This window comes from Dactylosporangium thailandense (assembly GCF_059739745.1).
Genome location: NZ_AP029195.1, coordinates 1,833,889 through 1,852,100, shown reverse-complemented (window position 1 = coordinate 1,852,100; position 18,212 = coordinate 1,833,889). Strand labels below are relative to the sequence as shown.

At 73.9% G+C, this 18,212-nt stretch carries 15 protein-coding genes; 2 read left to right on the top strand and 13 right to left on the bottom strand.

What is annotated here, in order from left to right; all coding sequences use genetic code 11:
• Positions 1-30 precede the first annotated feature (30 nt).
• A complete protein-coding gene (locus AC6JBM_RS08045; protein WP_497982961.1) occupies positions 31-834 on the top strand; it encodes a DUF2127 domain-containing protein in 804 nt (267 codons plus the stop codon).
• A 100-nt stretch (positions 835-934) separates the two neighbouring features.
• On the opposite strand, the gene AC6JBM_RS08040 is transcribed toward AC6JBM_RS08045, so the two are convergent.
• Both AC6JBM_RS08040 and AC6JBM_RS08035 read right to left on the bottom strand, forming a co-directional pair.
• Complete coding sequence (locus tag AC6JBM_RS08040; RefSeq protein WP_497982960.1) at positions 935-1,594, bottom strand: GntR family transcriptional regulator; 660 nt, start codon at positions 1,592-1,594, stop codon at positions 935-937.
• Positions 1,595-1,729: 135 nt separating this feature from the next.
• Complete coding sequence (locus AC6JBM_RS08035; RefSeq protein ID WP_497982959.1) at positions 1,730-3,349, bottom strand: AMP-binding protein; 1,620 nt, start codon at positions 3,347-3,349, stop codon at positions 1,730-1,732.
• Between the two features lie 57 nt (positions 3,350-3,406).
• Between AC6JBM_RS08035 and AC6JBM_RS08030 the strand changes: the two genes are divergently transcribed.
• Positions 3,407-7,051 (top strand): SpoIIE family protein phosphatase, encoded by a 3,645-nt coding sequence (locus AC6JBM_RS08030; protein ID WP_497982958.1) that lies wholly within the window; start codon positions 3,407-3,409, stop codon positions 7,049-7,051.
• A 28-nt stretch (positions 7,052-7,079) separates the two neighbouring features.
• Here AC6JBM_RS08030 and AC6JBM_RS08025 read toward each other — a convergent pair whose 3' ends face one another.
• From AC6JBM_RS08025 to AC6JBM_RS07975, 11 genes are all read right to left on the bottom strand, one after another.
• Entirely contained in the window at positions 7,080-7,634 is a 555-nt protein-coding gene (locus AC6JBM_RS08025) for an aspartyl/asparaginyl beta-hydroxylase domain-containing protein (protein WP_497982957.1), read from the bottom strand.
• Positions 7,635-7,659: 25 nt separating this feature from the next.
• Complete coding sequence (locus AC6JBM_RS08020) at positions 7,660-8,535, bottom strand: NAD(P)H-binding protein (protein ID WP_497982956.1); 876 nt, start codon at positions 8,533-8,535, stop codon at positions 7,660-7,662.
• A 58-nt stretch (positions 8,536-8,593) separates the two neighbouring features.
• Positions 8,594-9,070 carry a GNAT family N-acetyltransferase gene (locus AC6JBM_RS08015; RefSeq protein WP_497982955.1) on the bottom strand — a complete coding sequence of 159 codons (477 nt, stop codon included), beginning with the start codon at positions 9,068-9,070 and terminating at the stop codon, positions 8,594-8,596.
• Between the two features lie 49 nt (positions 9,071-9,119).
• Positions 9,120-10,157, bottom strand: a complete 1,038-nt coding sequence (locus tag AC6JBM_RS08010; RefSeq protein ID WP_497982954.1) for a pectinesterase family protein — start codon at positions 10,155-10,157, stop codon at positions 9,120-9,122.
• A gap of 62 nt (positions 10,158-10,219) precedes the next feature.
• Entirely contained in the window at positions 10,220-11,008 is a 789-nt protein-coding gene (locus tag AC6JBM_RS08005) for an SDR family NAD(P)-dependent oxidoreductase (protein WP_497982953.1), read from the bottom strand.
• Entirely contained in the window at positions 11,001-12,254 is a 1,254-nt protein-coding gene (locus AC6JBM_RS08000; protein ID WP_497982952.1) for an MFS transporter, read from the bottom strand. The genes AC6JBM_RS08005 and AC6JBM_RS08000 overlap by 8 nt, the downstream gene beginning before the upstream one ends.
• Entirely contained in the window at positions 12,251-13,474 is a 1,224-nt protein-coding gene (locus AC6JBM_RS07995; protein WP_497982951.1) for a phenylacetate--CoA ligase family protein, read from the bottom strand. Before AC6JBM_RS07995 ends, AC6JBM_RS08000 begins: the two co-directional genes overlap by 4 nt.
• Entirely contained in the window at positions 13,467-14,438 is a 972-nt protein-coding gene (locus AC6JBM_RS07990) for an ATP-grasp domain-containing protein (protein WP_497982950.1), read from the bottom strand. Before AC6JBM_RS07990 ends, AC6JBM_RS07995 begins: the two co-directional genes overlap by 8 nt.
• On the bottom strand, positions 14,435-14,806 hold the full coding sequence (gene paaI, locus AC6JBM_RS07985) for a hydroxyphenylacetyl-CoA thioesterase PaaI (RefSeq protein WP_497982949.1): 372 nt from the start codon (positions 14,804-14,806) through the stop codon (positions 14,435-14,437). The genes AC6JBM_RS07990 and paaI overlap by 4 nt, the downstream gene beginning before the upstream one ends.
• Before the next feature lie 49 nt (positions 14,807-14,855).
• A complete protein-coding gene (locus AC6JBM_RS07980) occupies positions 14,856-16,901 on the bottom strand; it encodes a methyl-accepting chemotaxis protein (RefSeq protein WP_497982948.1) in 2,046 nt (681 codons plus the stop codon).
• Positions 16,902-16,938: 37 nt separating this feature from the next.
• Positions 16,939-18,198, bottom strand: a complete 1,260-nt coding sequence (locus AC6JBM_RS07975; RefSeq protein ID WP_497982947.1) for a DUF2314 domain-containing protein — start codon at positions 18,196-18,198, stop codon at positions 16,939-16,941.
• Positions 18,199-18,212 lie beyond the last annotated feature (14 nt).

Sequence of the window (18,212 nt, the reverse complement as noted above, 5' to 3'; positions counted from 1 at the left end):
AGCAATGTTCCGTACGGTATAGAAGATCGTGTGGATTGGAACCTGCGCACCTGCGCGCGCCGCGGGCACATCACCTACGCCCCGACCGAGGACTCGTTCCGGGAGAAGCTGCACGCCCCCACCCCGGTCGGCCCCGCCTGGCGGTGCCTGCGCTGCGGGGACTTCGTCATCGGCGAGCCGCACCAGAGCGGGCCGGCCGAGCGTGCCCCCATCGTGCTGCGCGGGCGGGCCCTGCGCGACGCGCTGATCCTGCGCCTGCTCTCCCTCGAGCGGTTCATCAAGGGCCTGCTCTGCCTCGCCGCCGCCTACGGCGTGTTCCACTTCCGCAGCCACCGCGACGGCGTCGAGCGGGCCTTCAACGAGGACCTGCCGCTGCTCAAGCCGTTCATGGACAAGGTCGGCTGGAAGTTCGAGGACTCCGCGATGATCCACACCATCCGGACCGTCATCGAGGCCGAGGCCAAGACCCTCCTGTGGGTCGCGGCCGGGCTCGGCCTCTACGGCACGCTCCAGCTCATCGAGGGCGTCGGCCTGTGGATGCTCAAGCGCTGGGGCGAGTACTTCGCCGTCGTCGCCACCTCCCTCGGCCTGCCCATCGAGATCTACGAGCTCACCGAGAAGATCACGTTCACCCGCATCGGGGCGCTCGTCATCAACATCGTCGCGGTGCTGTACATCCTGCTGTCCAAGCGCCTCTTCGGGCTGCGCGGCGGCAAGGCGGCCCACGAGGCCGAGCGGCACGAGACCAGCTTCCTCGAGGTGGAGCTCGCCGCGAACGAGCCCACGCTGCCGAAGGGCCTGCGCATCCCCAAGGCGCCCGTAGGCGTCCGGTAGGCGAACAAACTGCCACTGGCGGGACACGCGCACGAGTCGTATAGTTGAGAGCGAGACCGGCATCTTCCCCCGTGGATGCCGGTCTTCTTATTGTCCTGGACTAGGTGACGTTCTTCCGGATCGTGCGGATCGCGTTGAGGTTGTGCTCGCGGGCGCACGACTCCAGGACCGCCGAGTCGTCCTCGCCCCGCTCCAGCCGCTCCAGCAGCTCGTCGTGCTCCTCGACCGCCGCCGCCACCCGCAGCGCCGGATACAGCGTCACCAGCACCCGCGACGCGTCGATGCGGTCCCAGATCCCGTCCAGGGACTCGATCACGTACCGGTTGCCGCAGCAGCGGTACAGCGCCCGATGGAACCGGCGATGCAGCGCCATCACCAGCGCGTGATCGAGCTGCCCGGCCGAGGCCACCTCGCGCAGCTGCCCGTTGAACGCGCGCGCCTCGGCCAGGTCCTCCGGCGACACGCGCGGCGCCGCGGCCGCGAACGCGAACCCGTCCAGCAGCGCCAGCATCTCGACGAGCTGCTCCCACTCGTCGTCCTGCAGCGTCGCCACCCGCGCGCCCACGTTGCGCTCGAACGCCACCAGGCCCTCCGCCTCCAGGCGGCGGATCGCCTCGCGCACCGGCACCGGCGAGATGTCGAGCTCCCGCGCCAGGGTGCTGAGCACCAGCCGCCGGCCCGGGCCGAGCCGGCCGTCGATGATGCGCTCGCGAATCTCGCGGTACGCGAGCTCGTGCTTGGACGGCTCCGGGTGCGCCACGCGCCACTTCCCACTCTTGACAGGGGCCCGACGGGGTATCGATCATATACGATAATCGTATATGATCGATGTGCGCCGTCGGCGGTCCGGCCGGAGTACGGGGGCGGCCGGACCAACGACGGCACTCGATCAGGATCACGAGGCAGTCATCGTAAGGCCCAGCTCCCGGGCGGACACCTCGCGCATCTCGACCTTGCGGACCTTGCCCGTGACGGTCATCGGGAACGCGTCGACGATCTTGACGTACCGCGGGATCTTGTAGTGCGCGAGCCGCCCGGCGCAGTAGGCCCGCACGGCCTCGGCGGTGAGCGGCCCGGCCCCCTCGCGCAGGCGCACCCAGGCCATCAGCTCCTCGCCGAACCGCTCGTCCGGCACGCCGATCACCTGCACGTCGACGATGTCCGGATGGCCGTAGAGGAACTCCTCGACCTCGCGCAGGTACACGTTCTCGCCCCCGCGGATCACGAGGTCCTTGATGCGCCCGACGATGTTGACGTAGCCCTCGTCGTCCATCGTCGCCAGGTCGCCGGTGTGCATCCACCGGGCCGCGTCCACGGCCTCGGCGGTGGCGTCGGGCTGGTTCCAGTAGCCCAGCATCACGCTGTACCCCCGCGTGCACAGCTCCCCCGCCTCGCCCCGCGGCACCACCAGCCCGGTCCGCGGGTCGATGATCTTGACCTCGAGGTGCGGCCCGACCCGCCCGACGGTCGACACGCGCCGCTCCAGGTCGTCGTCGCGGGCCGTCTGGGTCGACACCGGGGAGGTCTCGGTCATGCCGTAGCAGATCGTCACCCCGGTCATGCCCATGTCGGCGATGACCCGCTGCATCACGTGCACCGGGCACGGCGAGCCGGCCATGACGCCGGTGCGCAGCGTCGAGAGGTCGTAGGCGGCGAAGCCGGGCAGCGCCAGCTCGGCGATGAACATCGTCGGCACGCCGTAGAGGACCGTGCAGCGCTCCTGCTGGACCGCGGCCAGGGTCTGCGCCGGATCGAAGGCCCGCGCCGGGATGACCATGCAGCTGCCGTGCGTGGTCGCGCCGAGGTTGCCCATCACCATGCCGAAGCAGTGGTAGAACGGCACCGGCAGGCAGACCCGGTCGGCCTCCGTCCAGCCCTGCGTCTCGGCCACGAACCAGCCGTTGTTCAGGATGTTGTGGTGCGACAGCGTGGCGCCCTTCGGGAAGCCCGTCGTGCCCGAGGTGTACTGGATGTTGATCGGGTCGTCGAAGGCCAGGGTCGCCTCCCGCTCCCGCAGCGCGGACTCGGGCGCCTGGTCCCGGCCGAGCGCGGGCCAGTCGTCGGAGCCGATGAAGATCACGTCGGCGAGGGCGGGGCGCACCTCGGTGACCATCGCGCGGTAGTCCGAGGTCTTCAGGCGCTCGGCCGAGACCAGCAGGCCCACGCCGGACTGCTCGAGCACGTAGGCCAGCTCGTGCGTACGGTACGCCGGGTTGATGTTGACCAGGATCGCGCCGATCTTGGCGGTGGCGTACTGCAGGATCGTCCACTCGGGACAGTTGGGCGCCCAGATGCCGACCCGGTCGCCCTTGGCGATCCCGCGCCCGAGCAGCCCCCGCGCCACCGCCTCGACCTCGGCGAGGAACTCCCGGTAGGTCCAGCGCCGGCCGGTGGGGACGTCGACGAGGGCGTCGGCGCCGGGCACGCGGGCGGCGGTCCGGTCGAGGTTGGCACCGATGGTCTCGCCCAGCATCGGCCCGTCGGCGGCCCCGACGGAGTACGACAGCAGTGTCATGCGCCGACGATGCCACCACCCTGCGGAAAAAGCACCGGGGAACATAAGCTGAGAAGGATGGGCGACACGGAGCTCAGCCGCGACCTGGCGGCGGTGGACTGGGCCGCGACTCCGCTCGGGCCGCCCGAGTCGTGGCCGGCGAGCCTGCGCTCGGCGCTGCGCATCATGCTCGGCTCGCGCTTCGCGATGTGGATGGCGTGGGGGCCGGAGCTCACCTTCCTGTGCAACGACGCCTACCGGCGCGACACGCTCGGCAAGAAGTACCCGTGGGCACTCGGGCGGCCGGCGCGCGAGGTGTGGGCCGAGGTCTGGGACGAGGCCGGCCCGCGCATCCGGACCGTGCTGGAGACCGGCCGGGCCACCTGGGACGAGGGGCTGCGGCTGATGCTCGGGCGCAGCGGCTTCACCGAGGAGACTTACCACACCTTCTCCTACAGCCCGCTCACCGACGACGACGGGGCCGTCGCCGGGATGCTGTGCGTGGTCACCGAGACCACCGAGCGGGTCGTCGGCGAGCGGCGCATGGCCACCCTGCGCGACCTCGGGGCCGGGCTCGACGCGGCGGCGGACGAGGCGCAGCTGCTCGCGGCCGTCGAGCGCGGCCTGGCCGGGCGGCCCGACGATCTGCCCTTCACGCTGCTGTACCTCCACGACGGCGACCACCCCGTGCTCGCCGCGAAGACCGGCGTCCCCGACGGCCACCCCTGCACCGACCCCGCGGCGTGGCCGGGGGCGGACGCGGGCCCGGTCACCGCCGGCGGGCTGCACGGGCTGCCGGCCGGCGCGTGGGACGAGCCGCCGGCCGAGGTGCGGATCGTGCCGCTGCCCCGGCCGGGTGGCGGGCGGCCGCTGGGCTTTCTGGTCGCGGGCCTCAACCGGTACCGGCCGTTCGACGCCGCCTACGCGGGCTTCGTCGACCTCGTCGCCGGGACGATCGCGGCCCGCCTGGGCACCGCCCGCGCGTTCGCGTCCGAGCGCGGCCGCGCCGAGGCCCTCGCCGAACTCGACCGGGCCAAGACCGCGTTCTTCACCAACGTCAGCCACGAGTTCCGCACGCCGCTGACCCTGCTGCTGGGCCCGGCCGACGACGCCCTCGCCGACCAGGCCGAGCCGCTGCCGCCGGGCCAGCGGGGCCGCGTCGAGGTGGTGCGGCGCAACGCCGAGCGGCTGCTGAAGCTCGTCAACACGCTGCTGGACTTCTCGCAGCTGGAGTCCGGGCGGCTCGAGCCGCACCGCGAGGCGCTGGACCTGGCCCGGCTCACCGCGGAGCTGGCCGGCATGTTCGCGCCCGCCGCCGAGCGGGCCGGGCTGCGCCTGGAGGTCGACTGCCCGCCGCTGCCGCGGACCGTCTTCGCCGACCGCGACATGTGGGCCAAGATCGTGCTCAACCTGCTGTCGAACGCGGTGAAGTACACCTTCACCGGCGGCGTCACGGTCCGCCTCGCCCCGGCCGGGGACGAGCACGTGGAGCTGGCCGTCACCGACACCGGCGTCGGCATCGACCCCGCCCACCAGGCCCGGCTCTTCGAGCGCTTCCACCGGGTGCCGGGGGCCCGGGCCCGCACGCACGAGGGCTCCGGGATCGGGCTCGCGCTGGTCGCCGAGCTGGCCGCGCTGCACGGCGGCGCGGCCGGCGTGCGCAGCCGGCCCGGCGAGGGCTCGACCTTCACGGTCCGCATCCCCGTCGGGGCCGGCCCGGCGCTGCCGTCGCAGATCTCGCCGGTACCGGCGGTCCACGGCTACGTCGCGGACGTCGAGCGATGGGTCGGCGCCCCCGCGACCGCCCCGCCCGCGAGCCCCGACCCGGCCGCGTCCCGCGTGCTGGTGGTCGACGACAACGCGGACATGCGCGACTACATCCGCCGCATCCTCGGCGCCGACTACCAGGTGCTGGAGGCGGGCGACGGGGTGCAGGCGCTGCAGCTGGTGCGCGCCGACCCGCCCGATCTCGTGCTCACCGACGTGATGATGCCCGGCCTCGACGGGTTCGGCCTCATCGAGGCCGTCCGCGCGGGCGGCCCCGGGCACCTGCCGGTGATCGTGCTCTCGGCCCGGGCCGGGGACGAGGCCACCGTCGAGGGCCTCGACGCCGGCGCCGACGACTACCTCGTCAAGCCGTTCAGCCCGCGGGAGCTGCGGGCGCGGGTGCGGGCCAACCTGGAGTACGACCGCATCCGCCGCACCCGCGACGAGCTGCAGCGCAACCGGGAGCTGCTGGACCAGGCCCAGCGCCTGGCCGCCGTCGGCTCGTGGGAGCTGGACCTGGCCACCGGCGACATCCGCGGCTCCGACGAGTTCCTGCGCCAGTTCGCGGTCACCCCCGAGGAGCTGCTCGACGAGCACGGGCGGCAGCTCATCAACGGCCGGGTGCACCCCGACGACCGCGCGCGGGTCGACGAGGCGATCGAGGCCGCCGTCGAGGGCGCGCCGCTGGACTACGAGTCACGGGTGCAGATGGGCGACGGCACCGAGCGCATCTTCCGCACCCGCGGCGAGCTCGACCGCGACGCCGCCGGGCACCCGATCCGGCTGCGCGGCTCCAACCAGGACATCACCGAGCAGCGCAAGGCCGAGCGGGCCGTCGCCGCCGCGGCCGCCGCGCAGGAGGCCGCGGCCCGCGAGCACCGCATCGCCGACCAGCTCCAGCGCAGCCTCCTGCCGCCGGTGACCCTGGCCCCCGAGCACCTGGAGCTCGCGGCCTACTACCGCCCGGGCGTCGCCGGGACGCAGGTCGGCGGGGACTGGTACGACGTCATCGAGCTCGGCGCCGACCGGACCGCCCTGGTGATGGGCGACGTGATGGGCCGGGGCGTGCCCGCCGCCGCCGTCATGGGCCAGCTGCGCGCCGCGGTCCGCGCCTACGCCCGGCTCGACCTGCCGCCGGCGGACGTGCTGGAGTACCTCGACGGGGTCGTGCGGGACCTGCGCGAGGACCAGATCGTCACCTGTGTCTACGCCGTCTACGACCCGGGCGAGCGCAGCCTGACCTACGCCAACGCCGGCCACCTGCCCCCGCTGCTGCTCCTGCCCGGGGCGGCGCCGCGCCCGCTGACCTCGTCCGGTCCCCCGCTCGGCACCGGCCCGCTGACCCTCACCGAGGAGCGCCTGGAGCTGCCGGTCGGGGCGCTGCTCACGCTCTACACCGACGGCCTGGTCGAGCACCGCGACCGCGACCTCGACGCGGGCATCTTCGCCCTGGCCGCGCTCGTCGGCGAGCTCGACGGCCCGCTCGCCGACGCCCCCGACCGGCTCGTGAGCCGGCTGCTGCCGGACGGCCCCGACGACGACATCACGCTGCTCATGACCCGGATCGTCGGCGAGCCGGGCGAGGAGCAGTCGGTGATCCGGTACATCCCGCCCCACGAGCGCGCGGTCCGCGACGCCCGGCGCCTGGTCGACTCGACGCTGCGCCGCTGGGACGCGCCGCCGCGGGTCGTCGACGACCTGGTCCTGGTCGTGAGCGAGCTGGCCGCGAACGCGGTCCTGCACGGCCGCCCGCCGATCCAGCTGCGCCTGCGCCGCACCCAGACGCACGTGGTGCTGGAGCTGCACGACACGGCACCCTACCTGCCGCGCAAGCAGCGCCCCACCCCGGACGACGAGCACGGCCGCGGCCTGCAGCTGGTGGCGTCGCTGTGCGACCGCTGGGGCACCAGACCGACGGCCGACGGCAAGGCCGTGTGGTGCATGCGCTCGATCTGAGAAGCTCGCCGCCCCGGGAACCCGGCGCCTAGGAAACCCGGCGGCGCAGGGCGGCCGCGACCTCGGGCGGCATCTCGTCCACCTCGTCCATGGTGCGGCCCGGGCGCAGGAAGTCGAACAGCAGCACGGTCCGCGGCCCCTCGGCGTAGTTCCAGGCCTCGTGCTCGGCGGTGTCGTCGAACACGAACGTCTCGCCCTCGCGCCAGGCCCGGGTCTCCCCGCCGACGCGCAGCCCGCACTCGCCGGGCGGCACGACGAGCCCGAGGTGCGCCCGGTAGACGGTGGTGACCCAGCCCTCGTGCGGCCGGATGTGGGTGCCGGGCACCAGCCGCGAGAACCCGGCGGTGGTGAGCCCCGGCACGTGCTCGAGCGCGGCGGCCGTGCGCGGGCAGCGGGCGAGAGCGTCCTCGATCCGCGTGCCGAAGGCGACGAGGGCGGACGTGCTCCAGCCCTCCCCGTACATCTCGCGCTGCACCCACGGCTCGAACGCGTCCTCGCCGAGCGCCGCGCACTCGTCGCGGATGTCCCGCCACGCCGCGCGCAGCTGCGCCAGGAACGGGTACGGCCCCTCGTCGACGAACATGACCGTCAGTGTGGCACCGCCGTGCTCAAGGCGCGTAGAGCCCGCGGCGGGCCGCGACGAAGGACTCGACCGTCATCGGGGGCGAGCCCGTCAGCCGGGCCACGTCCGTCGTCAGGCGGTCGTAGCGGTCCTCGCGGTGCAGCCGCGCCATGGTCGCGATGTGCTCCCGGGTGTGCGCCGGCAGGCCCGACGGCGCCAGGACCTCGGCCTCCCAGCGGTCCGGGTCCGCGGCCACGTAGGTGACCTCGCGGCCCAGCGCGCGGGAGAACGCCGCCGCCACCTCCGGCATCGACAGCGCGCGCGGGCCGGTCAGCTCGTAGACGCGGCCGATGTGCGGGGCCGGGTCGCGCAGGACCGCGGCCGCGACCCGGGCGACGTCGGCCACGGCGATCGGGGAGGTGCGGCCCGTGCCGAACGGCAGCTCGAGCGTGCCGCGCGCCCGGATCGAGGCGGCCGCGAGGGTCGTGAACAGCGGGTTGTCCAGGAACGCGGTCGGGCGCAGGTGTACCACCGGCAGCCCCGACCAGTCCAGGACGCGCTCGGCGAGCCAGTGCAGCCGCTGCTGGCGCGACTGGTCGGTGCTCGTCGCCGTCATCTGCGACACCGTCATCTGCGACAGGCCGACGAGCGCGCGAAGGCCGCCGCGGTCGCGGGCCACGCTCGCCACGACCGCCGTCGCGAGCAGGTGGTCGGGTGAGACCGGCATCGAGAAGAACATCCCGTCCGCCCCGTCGAGGGCCTCGGCGACCGACTCGGGCCGGGTGAGGTCCCCGACCACGGCGTCGAAGTCCACCGGGGCGGGACGGTGCAGCAGGCCGCGCACGGGCACGCCGGCGGCGCTCAGGTCGGCGAGCACCGCGCGGCCGACGTCGCCGACCCCGGCGACGAGAACGAGGTTCACCGGCGGCGGCTACCCGGGGCGGCGCGCTTCAACCGCCCGCGAACGGAAACCGGCGGCGCTACGCCGGGGGCGAACCCTCGCCGAGGTGGGCGAGGATGGCGGCCCGGGTCGGGCGGCGGTCCCGCTCCATGAACCGCTGGGGGCCCGCCACCGGCTCGAAGCCGCTGCGCCGGTACACCTCGTGGGCGTCGCGCGTGGCCAGCAGGAGCCGCAGCACGCCGGCCGCGGTGAGCTCGTCGACCATGCAGTCCACGAGCCAGACGCCCAGCCCGCGGCCGCGGTGCGCCGGGTCGACGTACACGTCGCAGATCCAGGCGAACGTGGCGCCGTCGGTGACCGCGCGGGCGAAGGCGACCTGGCGGCCCTCGTGCAGGACGGTGAAGGGCACCGAGCCGTCGATCGAGCGGGAGACCACGTCGAAGGCCCGGCCGGCGGCCCAGTACGAGTCCTCGCAGAGCCAGCGGTGCACGACCGCCCGGTCGACGCGAGCGGGGTCGGTGGTCAGCAGGTATCCGTCGCGTTCGCGTTCGCTCACGGGGTGACCGTACCGCCGCCACCGTCCCGGCCCGAGGGCCAAATCCGGATCAGCGGACCGGATCCCAGCCGTCCGCACCCGAGAGGTAGTCGGCGATCGTGGGCGCAACGGTCAGTTGCGGGCGGTCAGCACCCAGCAGGGCACCCGGACCGCGATTGTGGTACTCGCCGTAGCGGGCGTCGCGCCACGGCCAAGTGCCGAAGTCCGACCACGGCGCGGCGCCGATGTGCGCGCCGAGCACCGAGTCGCGGATCGTCACCTCCGCGACCGCGGCCGGGTCGTTGCTCGGGTGCCACGGCCGGCCCAGGAACACGCTGCCGGGCGGGCAGTCGGAGGTGAGCCGGCACCCGGTGAGCAGGAAGCCGTGCGGGTTCGACAGCGACGTGCTCGCGGCGGTGACGTAGCCGTTGTTCGTGGCCGAGCCGCGGTCGAGGGAGTGGATGCCGCAGCGGTCGAGCACGGCGGTGGCCCGGCCGAAGATGAAGTCGACGTCGCCCTCGATCCAGCACTTGCGCAGGTAGACGCGGCTCACCACCGCGGCGTCGGGGCTGTTGAGATAGAGGGTGTCCTGGTTGGCCAGGAACCGGACGTTGTCGAAGACGATCCGGTCGGCGCGGGTCAGCACCGCGACCGCCTGGCGGTTGGCGATCTCCGGGTGCGCGGCCTCGTCGAAGGTGTTGGCGAACGTGAGGTTGCGGGCGGAGAAGTCGCTGCCGGAGATGGTGACCGAGGCGCTGCCCGAGGTGCCCCAGGGCGTCCCGTCCGGCTTGAGGGTGCCGTTGGCGCGGTCGTCGCTGATGACGACGGCGCTCGGGTCGGGGCCCTGGCCGCGGAAGGTGATGAAGGGCTTGTCCGCGGGGATGACGACCTGGCCGTGGTACGTCCCGGGCCGGATCTTCACCGTGAACGGCCCCGCGTTGCCGGCGGGCACCGCGTCCACGGCGGCCTGGACGGTGCTCACGTCCCCGCTGCCGTCGGCGGCGACGGTGATGTACGGGCCGGGCCAGGCCGACGCCGAGCGGGCCGTCGCGGTGGCGCCCGCGATGCCCGCCAGCGCGCCCGCGAGCAGGACGGATCTGCGACGCATGAGCCGAACCTCCCTAGGAATGCGCTTTCCTGCGCCACCCTAGGCACGGACCACGACCGCGGTCAATGACAACCTTGTTGCAGCCAGTTGCAGGTCATCGCCTGCACCCCGCGGCCGTCGACGTCGGCGAGCTTGCGGGCCAGGTAGTCGCGGGCGTGGGCGCTCGTCGGGATGCGAAACGGCGGGTCGGCGGCGGTGAGCGCGTCCACGATGACCGCGGCGACCTCGGCCGGGGTCTGGGCGCCCTCGACCGCGCCGGAGGTCACGAAGCGCCGGTACGCCGTGAAAGCTTCCGCGTAGGGCGGCTCGACCCGCACCGGGACCGGCTTGACGAACGCCGTGCCGAGCACCGCGGCCGGCTCGACCACGCACACCGTCACGCCGGCCGCGGCGGCCGTCGGCGCCAGGGCCTCGAGGTAGCCCTCGACGGCGAACTTCGCCGCGGAGTACGCCTCGTTGAACGGCTGGCCGATCGCGCCCCGGACGCTGCCGACGGTCACCACCCGCCCCCGGCTCGCGCGCAGCAGCGGCAGCGCCGCCTTCGTGACCGCGAGCACGCCGAAGAGGTTCACCTCCAGCACGGCCCGCACGGCCTCCAGCGACGCCTGCTCCAGGGTCCCGGGCGTGCCGGAGACCCCGGCGTTGTTCACGACCGCGTCGAGCCGGTCCAGGGCGCCGAGGCAGGCGTCGACCGAGGACTGGTCGGTGACGTCGAGCGGCACGACCCGGGTGCCGGGCAGCTCGACCGGCTCGCGCATGCCGGCGTGGACGGTCCAGCCGGCCGCGGCGAGGGCGAGCGCGGTGGCCCGGCCGATGCCGGTCGAGGCGCCGGTGACGAGGACGTCAGGCACGGGACCCCTCCTCCAGCATCGGCTGCACCGGGGCCAGGGGCAGGAACGCGGACAGCCCGATCACGGTGCCGCCGAGCATCGTGGCGGTGACCGCGGCCCGGATGTCCATCGAGTGCGCGAGCACGGTGACGACGAGACCGCCGGCGAACGCGCTGAGCGGGATGACGCCCCAGGTGACGGTGCGGTAGGCGGCGTAGATGACGGCCTGGTCGGCGATCGGCATGCGGGCCTGGCGCACCGACTGGGAGCAGATGTTGTACCAGGCGAAGAAGAACATGTACGCCGCGAGCGTGGCCCCGAGCACCACCGCGGGCGGGCCGAGCCCCATGGCGAGGATGCCCAGGCCGCAGGCCGAGTGCAGCGGCATCGCCCAGGCCATCATCCGGGCCGGCCCGGCCCGGCGGCTGACCGCGGGGGCGACCAGCGCGCCGGCCACGGCCCCGGCCGCGCCGACGGTCATGACGGTGCCGAAGACGCCGACGCTCATGCCCCAGCCGTTGTACGCCAGCACGGGCAGCTGCGTGACGAAGACCGGCCCGCCGATGTTGGCCAGCAGCGTCCCCGCGGTGCAGCGGCGCAGCACGGGATCGCGCCAGTTGGCCCGGACCCCGACGAGCAGGCGCTCCCGCAGCGAGCCGGTCGGGCCGCCGAGGGCGCCGAGCGGGCGCAGCCGCCGGATGCAGGCGGCCGAGAACAGGTAGGTGGCCGCGTCGACGAGCAGCGAGGCGGCGCCGAGGAGCTGGAAGAGGCCGCTGCCGAGGGCCGGCCCGCTGACCTCGGCGGTCATCCGGCTCGTCTCCAGCCGCGCGTTGCCGGTGACGAGCCGGTCCCGCTCGACGAGGTGGGTGAGGGCGGGCACGTAGCCGATGTTGAAGAACACCGTGGCCGCGCTGATGACCACGACGCACACGAAGAGCATCGGCACCGACAGCACGCCTTGCCAGTAGGCGATCGGGATGACCGCGACCGCGGCGCAGCGCAGCAGGTCGCACACGATGAGCAGGCGGCGCAGGTCCCACCGGTCCACCAGCACCCCGGCGACGAGGCTCAGCACCGGGATGGCCAGGTACTGCGCCGTGGAGACGAGCCCGACCTGCAGCGGCGAGGCGTGCATGGCGAAGATGAGCAGCGCCGGCACCACGAACAGGGTGACGCGGTCGCCGGCGTTGCTCACCGTCTGCCCGGCCCACAGCAGGTTGAACTCGCGGCCGAGCGAGCGTCCGGTCTTCGGCGCGACCGTGGTCATGAGGCCGGGCGGCGCACGAGGTTGGGGACCTTGCCGGTGCGCTCGTTGCCCACGAGGGCCTCGACCACGCTCACCTCGAGCGCGTCGGCGTTGCGCTGGAACACGATGGACGGGCCGAACGCCGAGCCCAGCAGGTGCCGGCGGACGTCCTCGGCGAGGCCGGCCAGCGGCGCACCGTTCGGCAGCACCAGCACCTCCAGCACGCTGCCGCGGTCGGTGAACTCCTTGACGACCAGCTGGGCCCGCGCGACGCCCGCCACGGTGCCGACGTCGCGGACCAGGTCGTCGACGTTGACGAGGTGCCCGCGGAACTTGATGAGCCCGTCGCGGCGGCCGAGCACCTGGAAGGCCCGCCCCTCCCGGCCGCACGGGCAGGCGACCATGCGGCCGGCGTCGCCGGTGCGGTAGCGCAGCACCGGGTTGAGCCCCGCGGGGTTGAGCGTGGTGAAGTCGAGCATCTCGTCGTCGCCGGCGCAGACGAGCTGCGAGGGCAGCGGGTGCCAGGTGTCGGCCGGGCAGTGCGGCGTGTTGGTGCCCACGACCCACGTCTCGGTGCTGCCGAACATCCCCCACCGGCGGGCGTTGGGCGCGACGGCGGCCAGGTCCTCGTCCAGCTGCTCGTTCCAGGCCTCGCCGAGGTAGAGCACGGCGCGCAGGTCCGGCAGCTTGACCCCGGCGTCGCGGGCGTGGCCGAAGATGAGCCGCAGCACGCTCGGGGTGCCGCCGAACGCGGTGACCCGGCGCGCGGCGAAGAAGCGCAGCCACGGGTCGTACTCGTCGCGGCTCATCGCGCCCAGGTTCATCGCGGTGCAGTGCACGTGGTCGGTGAAGGCGTTGACGAGGAAGTGCGCGCCCCACATCTTGCCCGCGCTCCAGCCGTTGACGAAGACGTCACCGGGGCCGATCGGCTGCCACTGCTCGTATACCTCCCGCATGTAAAGGCCCGTCGGGGCGTAGCCGACCTGGGGCGCGCCGGTGCTGCCGCCGCTCTGGAACACCCACGTGGTGGCGTGCTCGGCGCGGGGCTCGAGGTGCGCGAGCGCGGCCTGCAGGTCGTCCTTGAACATGTGCGGTACGGCGGCCAGATCCTCCAATGTGGAGGGCTCGGCGACGCCGTCGTAGCGGGCGGCCAGCCCCGGCACCGAGCGCAGCGCGGCGAACAGGTGCCGGACCCGGGCGACCCCGTCGGCGTCGAGGGTGTCGTGGGTGAACTCAGGCATGGCGGGCTTCCCTCCAGGCGGCGTGCGCCCGGCGGTAGGCACCGAACCGGGCGGCGATGAGGTCGTGCTGGACACCGGCGTCGGGGTTGCCGGCCGCGCCGTCGGTCTCGATCTCCGACAGCCAGTAGCGGGTGCCGTCGTGGAGGAAGTCGACGCAGAAGTACGGCGTCGGGATCCTCGCCACGAACCAGTCCACAGTGGACGCAAGCTCGTCCGGCAGGTCCACGAAGCGCATGCTGCCGCCGCGGCTGCCGCTGGAGCAGGGGGCGTCGCCCTGCGGGACCCGGGCCAGCACGGCCTGCACGCGGCCCTCGACGACGTAGAGGCGGTAGTCGGTGGTGCCCGCCCCGAGGTAGGGCTGGGCCACGAGCGTCGTCTCGCCGCCCTGGGCGAGGCTGAGCAGCCCGCGCAGGTCCTCCTCGCCGCGGGCCAGGTTGACGCCCCAGCCGGACGCCCACCCGGCCGGCTTGACGATCGCCGGGTAGGTCAGGTCCGCCAGCGCCGGCTCGTAGAGCCGCTGCTGGATGTCGCGGCCGCAGCCGATGCGCACGGTGGGGATGGGCGGGATCGGCGCGCCGGCCAGGAACAGGTTCGTGGCGAGCTTGTCGTTGACGACCGCCGACAGCCACGGCGGGATCGGCAGGTAGAAGCCGGCGTGCTCCAGCACCGCGTAGACCGCGTACTGGTTGAACACGTCCATGGTGTGGTACGGCAGCGAGTACAGCGCCGTGATGAAGGCGGTCTCGTCCGGGTCCACCAGCTCGCCGTCGACGAACACGCGGGGCCGGGCGGGGTCCAGCCCGTCGACCGCGATCGCGTCCGGCGCGTGGATCGTGAACGACATCCCCAGCTCCGCGGCGACCTTCTGGTAGGCGTCCCAGAAGACGCGCCGCCACATGGCGCCCTGCCGGGCCGACTCCCGGTCCGGAAACACCCAGCAGATCCGTTGCAGCGTCTCGCTCATCGGGCTCCCCTCGTCCTCACCGTCGCGCTCTGGCCGCGGAACTCGGCGACGACCTCGCCGCCGTGGCGGACCGTGACGTCGTACACCCCGCAGGCGCCCGTCATCGCGCGCTCGACGGCCTCGGCGACCAGCTCGGCGCCGATCGGAACCGGTCGCAGGAAGGTGATCTGCGCGGCCTGGGCGAGCGCCACGCGGCCCTGGTTGCAGGCGTGGGCGAACGCGGTGTCGGCCAGCAGGAACAGGTAGCCGCCGTGCGCGATCCCGTGCAGGTTGGCCATGGCGTCGGTGACCCGCATCCGGGCCTTGGCCCGGCCGGGACCGACATCGTCGACCTCGATGCCGTTGTCGACCTCGATGTCTCTGGTCATGCCAGGCAGGCTGGCAGAAGGCGCTGCAAATCCGCTGCGAAAGCGGTGCTCAGGTCCCGCCGGGGCCGATCAGCGCGCGGATGTAGTCGCTGATGCGGGCCACGAGGTGCGGGTCGGGGTCGACGAACTCCACGCCGAGCTCGTCGGCGTCGGCGTCGATGTGCCGCACGGCGCGGCCCCGCAGCCGCAGCTCCTCGTCGCCGAGGCGCAGGCGCAGGTCGAGCTCGGCGGCCAGCGGCGGGCGCAGGCCGTCGTGGAAGCCGCAGCGCAGGCCGCTGATCGACAGGTCGAGCAGGTCGGCCTCGATGGGGCGGCCGTGGTGCACCACGGTCACCTTGCCCTCGACCGCGGCGCGGCTGTGCCGGCGGCGCTCGAGCCGGTCGGTGACCTGGGCGAGGGCCTCGATGCGCGCGACCGCCTCGCGGACGCTGCCGACCAGCCGCTCGACCGAGGCGCGCTGCCGCACGGCGACGGAGCTGAGCTCGGCGGTGACGTCGCCGACGGCGTTGACGCCCTGGCTCATGTCGGTGATGACGGCGGACATGGCGGTGGTGTTGGCGCCGAGCGCCGAGACGGTCTCGGTGATCTCGGTGGTGGAGTCCTTCGTCTTCGACGCCAGGCCCTTCACCTCGCCGGCCACGACGCTGAAGCCCCGGCCTGTCTCCCCGGCCCGGGCCGCCTCGATGGTGGCGTTGAGGGCGAGCAGGTTGGTCTGCCCGGCGACGCCGGCGATGAGGTGCGCGATGCCGTCGACCCGGCCGAGGCTGGCGGTCACGGCCTCGATGACCCCGCCGGCGTCGTTGGCGCGCTCGACGACGCCGCGGGTGACCCGGTCGGCGGTGCCCGCCTGCCGCTCGATCGCGTCGGCGGCGCCCATCACCTCGTCGGCCTGCTCCATGACGTTGCGCAGCTCGACCAGCACGGCGCCGCTGGTGTCGTCGATGACCTCGCCCGCCCGGCGCCGGACCGTCTGCTCGGCCAGCTGCTGGCGCACGTTCGTGGTCATCAGCTGGGCCTCCTTGGCGGCCCGCTCCTGCTGCAGGTGCGCCTCCTGCTCGTGCATGGCGTCGAGCATCGCGTCGATGGCCCGGCCGAGCTCGGCGATGTCGTCGGTGCCCTCGGGGCGCACCCGCAGGAGCTTGTCGCCGGAGCGGATGATCTCCTCGGTGGTGCGCCGCAGCGGCCCGACCCGCCGGCGCAGCGCGGCCCGCACGGACCACAGCATCACCAGGACGAGCACGACGGTCGCGGCGGCGACGAACACGAACAGCTGCACGGCGGTGCGGCTGGCGGCGGTGTGGATCGGGCGGGCGGCGACGACCTCGAGCACGACCCGGCCGCCGTTGGCGGTGGCGATCGTGGCGTCCATGGCGATGTGGCGGGAGCCGGTGACCACGGTGCCGATGGCGACGGCGCCGAGCTGGCTGGTGAGCCGGGGCTGGGCCTGGGCGTCCGGGTGGGGCTCGGCGACCAGGGTCAGGGGCAGGTTGATGGCCTCGGCGAAGCGGGCGACCCGCTCGGCGTCGAGGCGCTTGAGCATGACCATGCCACCGGCCGGGGTGCCCTCGCCGCTGCTGGGGAACGAGCCGACGCCGCAGAAGAGGTACGGCGCGTCGGCCGTCACGATCCCGCACAGCGACTCGCCGGCCTTCTTGGCCGGGTCGAAGAGCGTGCGCAGCACGGCCGGGTCGCGCAGCTGCGACGGCGGCTGGACGAAGGTCTCGGCGGCGCTGGTCAGGCCGCCGACGCGCAGGGCGCCGTCGAGGCCGACGCCGAGCAGCCCGTCGATGTCGTTGACGTCGAGCTGGGTGTTCGGCGGCAGGTCGGCGGTGAAGCCGGCCGTGTCCGAGGTCTGGATCTCCTGGAAGGTGTTGTCCCAGACGGCGTTCGCGGCGCCGAACGCGGTGAGCAGCTGGGCCTGGGCGTCCAGGCCGATGCGGATCCGGTCGGCGTCCTGCGCCACCTGGCTCGACTCCAGCTGCTCGAACGCATTCGTGGTGATCATCTGCATCACCAGGAACGCCGCCGCCAGCCCGGCGAGCGCAGCGGCGGCCGGCAGCAGGCGGCGGGTCAGCCGCCGTCCGTCGAGACCCACACCGTGCTGTTCGGCACGGCGGCGCCCGACCTGAGCGTCATTCGCCGGTCAGTACCGCGTTGGTCCAGCCGCCCTCGACGATGCCCTCCCCGTCGATCCACACGCCCCAGTCGACGATCTCCGGCTCGCGGACCATGGTCGGCCGGCCGGTGCGCACGGCCGGGTCGATCTCGGCGTCGGACATGCTCACGCCGTGCAGGCGGCGCGGGTCGGGCCAGGTGGTGACGGCGGACCAGATCAGCTCCGTCGCGTCGCCCCGGGTCAGCCGGTGTTTGACGATGAGGTGCCGCTCGGGGCCGAACTCGCCGGCCAGGAAGCGGGTGCGGGCCGCGGGCAGGGCCTCCCGGGCGGTCGCGACGGCGTCGCGCATCCGCTCGTCGTCGGGCGCGTACCGCACCGTGGTGGACCGCACCCCGAACAGCTCGTCGACGACCCGGGCCAGGAACTCCCCGGCCGAGTACGGGAACTCGTCGGGCGGGATGATCGTGAGCAGGCCGTCGTGCTCCGGCGACTCGACATCCAGCCGCAGCTGCAGCAGCGTCGAGCGGGCCTCGGCATCGGCCCCGGGCACCTCGCCGTAGGCGCGCACGGCGTCGGCCGCGGTGACGGTCAGCTCGTCCGGCATGCGCACGAACGCCTCGCCGTGGGCCCGCTCGACCGCCTGCGCCCAGCGCACCACGAGGGCCCGGGCGATCCCGGTCAGCCCGCTCGTCCAGGCCCGCGCGAGCGTCGGCGGCACGTCGATCACCTGCAGCTCGGGCAGGCCGAAGCGGCCCAGGCCGCGGGTCGTCATCCACAGCCCGCGATCCCCCGCCGACTGCGGCACGAGCACCCAGGCGCTCAGCGCGGAGCGGCCGTCGGGGCCGGGCAGCGAGGCCAGGGCCGCGGCCGGGTCGAGCACCTGCGGGGTGAACAGGTCGACGAGCGTGCCGCCGAGGTCCTGCGCGATGCCGGCCGCGACCGCGCGGGCGTGCCACTCGTGGGCGGGCGGCCAGCCGGCGCCGAAGACCGCCTGGACGACGACGAGGTGCGTGGCGGTGACCACGGCCCGCAGCGCCTCGGGCGGGGCGGCGAAGACGCGCAGGTGCTCGATCGGCAGCGGCGGGGCCTCGGCGACCGGGGCGACGCTGACCGACATCAGCGGCCCGTCGAGCATGCGCCGCACCGCCTCGCCCAGCGGGCCCTCGATCCGGGCGGCCGCCGCGCTCGCGGCCGCGGCCGGGTCGCCCGGTGGCCGGTCGGTCGCCACGACGTAGGTGGCGACGATGGTCTCGGGCACGCTGAGCACGATCTCCACGCCGGCAATCCTGT

Bases quoted from the DNA above. Each gene is read 5' to 3' on its own strand.
- AC6JBM_RS07990 (WP_497982950.1), bottom strand. From the start codon at position 14,438: ATGAGCGAGACGCTGCAACGGATCTGCTGGGTGTTTCCGGACCGGGAG.
- AC6JBM_RS08030 (WP_497982958.1), top strand. From the start codon at position 3,407: ATGGGCGACACGGAGCTCAGCCGCGACCTGGCGGCGGTGGACTGGGCC.
- AC6JBM_RS08035 (WP_497982959.1), bottom strand. From the start codon at position 3,349: ATGACACTGCTGTCGTACTCCGTCGGGGCCGCCGACGGGCCGATGCTG.
- AC6JBM_RS08010 (WP_497982954.1), bottom strand. From the start codon at position 10,157: ATGCGTCGCAGATCCGTCCTGCTCGCGGGCGCGCTGGCGGGCATCGCG.
- AC6JBM_RS08000 (WP_497982952.1), bottom strand. From the start codon at position 12,254: ATGACCACGGTCGCGCCGAAGACCGGACGCTCGCTCGGCCGCGAGTTC.
- AC6JBM_RS07995 (WP_497982951.1), bottom strand. From the start codon at position 13,474: ATGCCTGAGTTCACCCACGACACCCTCGACGCCGACGGGGTCGCCCGG.
- AC6JBM_RS08025 (WP_497982957.1), bottom strand. From the start codon at position 7,634: ATGTTCGTCGACGAGGGGCCGTACCCGTTCCTGGCGCAGCTGCGCGCG.
- paaI (WP_497982949.1), bottom strand. From the start codon at position 14,806: ATGACCAGAGACATCGAGGTCGACAACGGCATCGAGGTCGACGATGTC.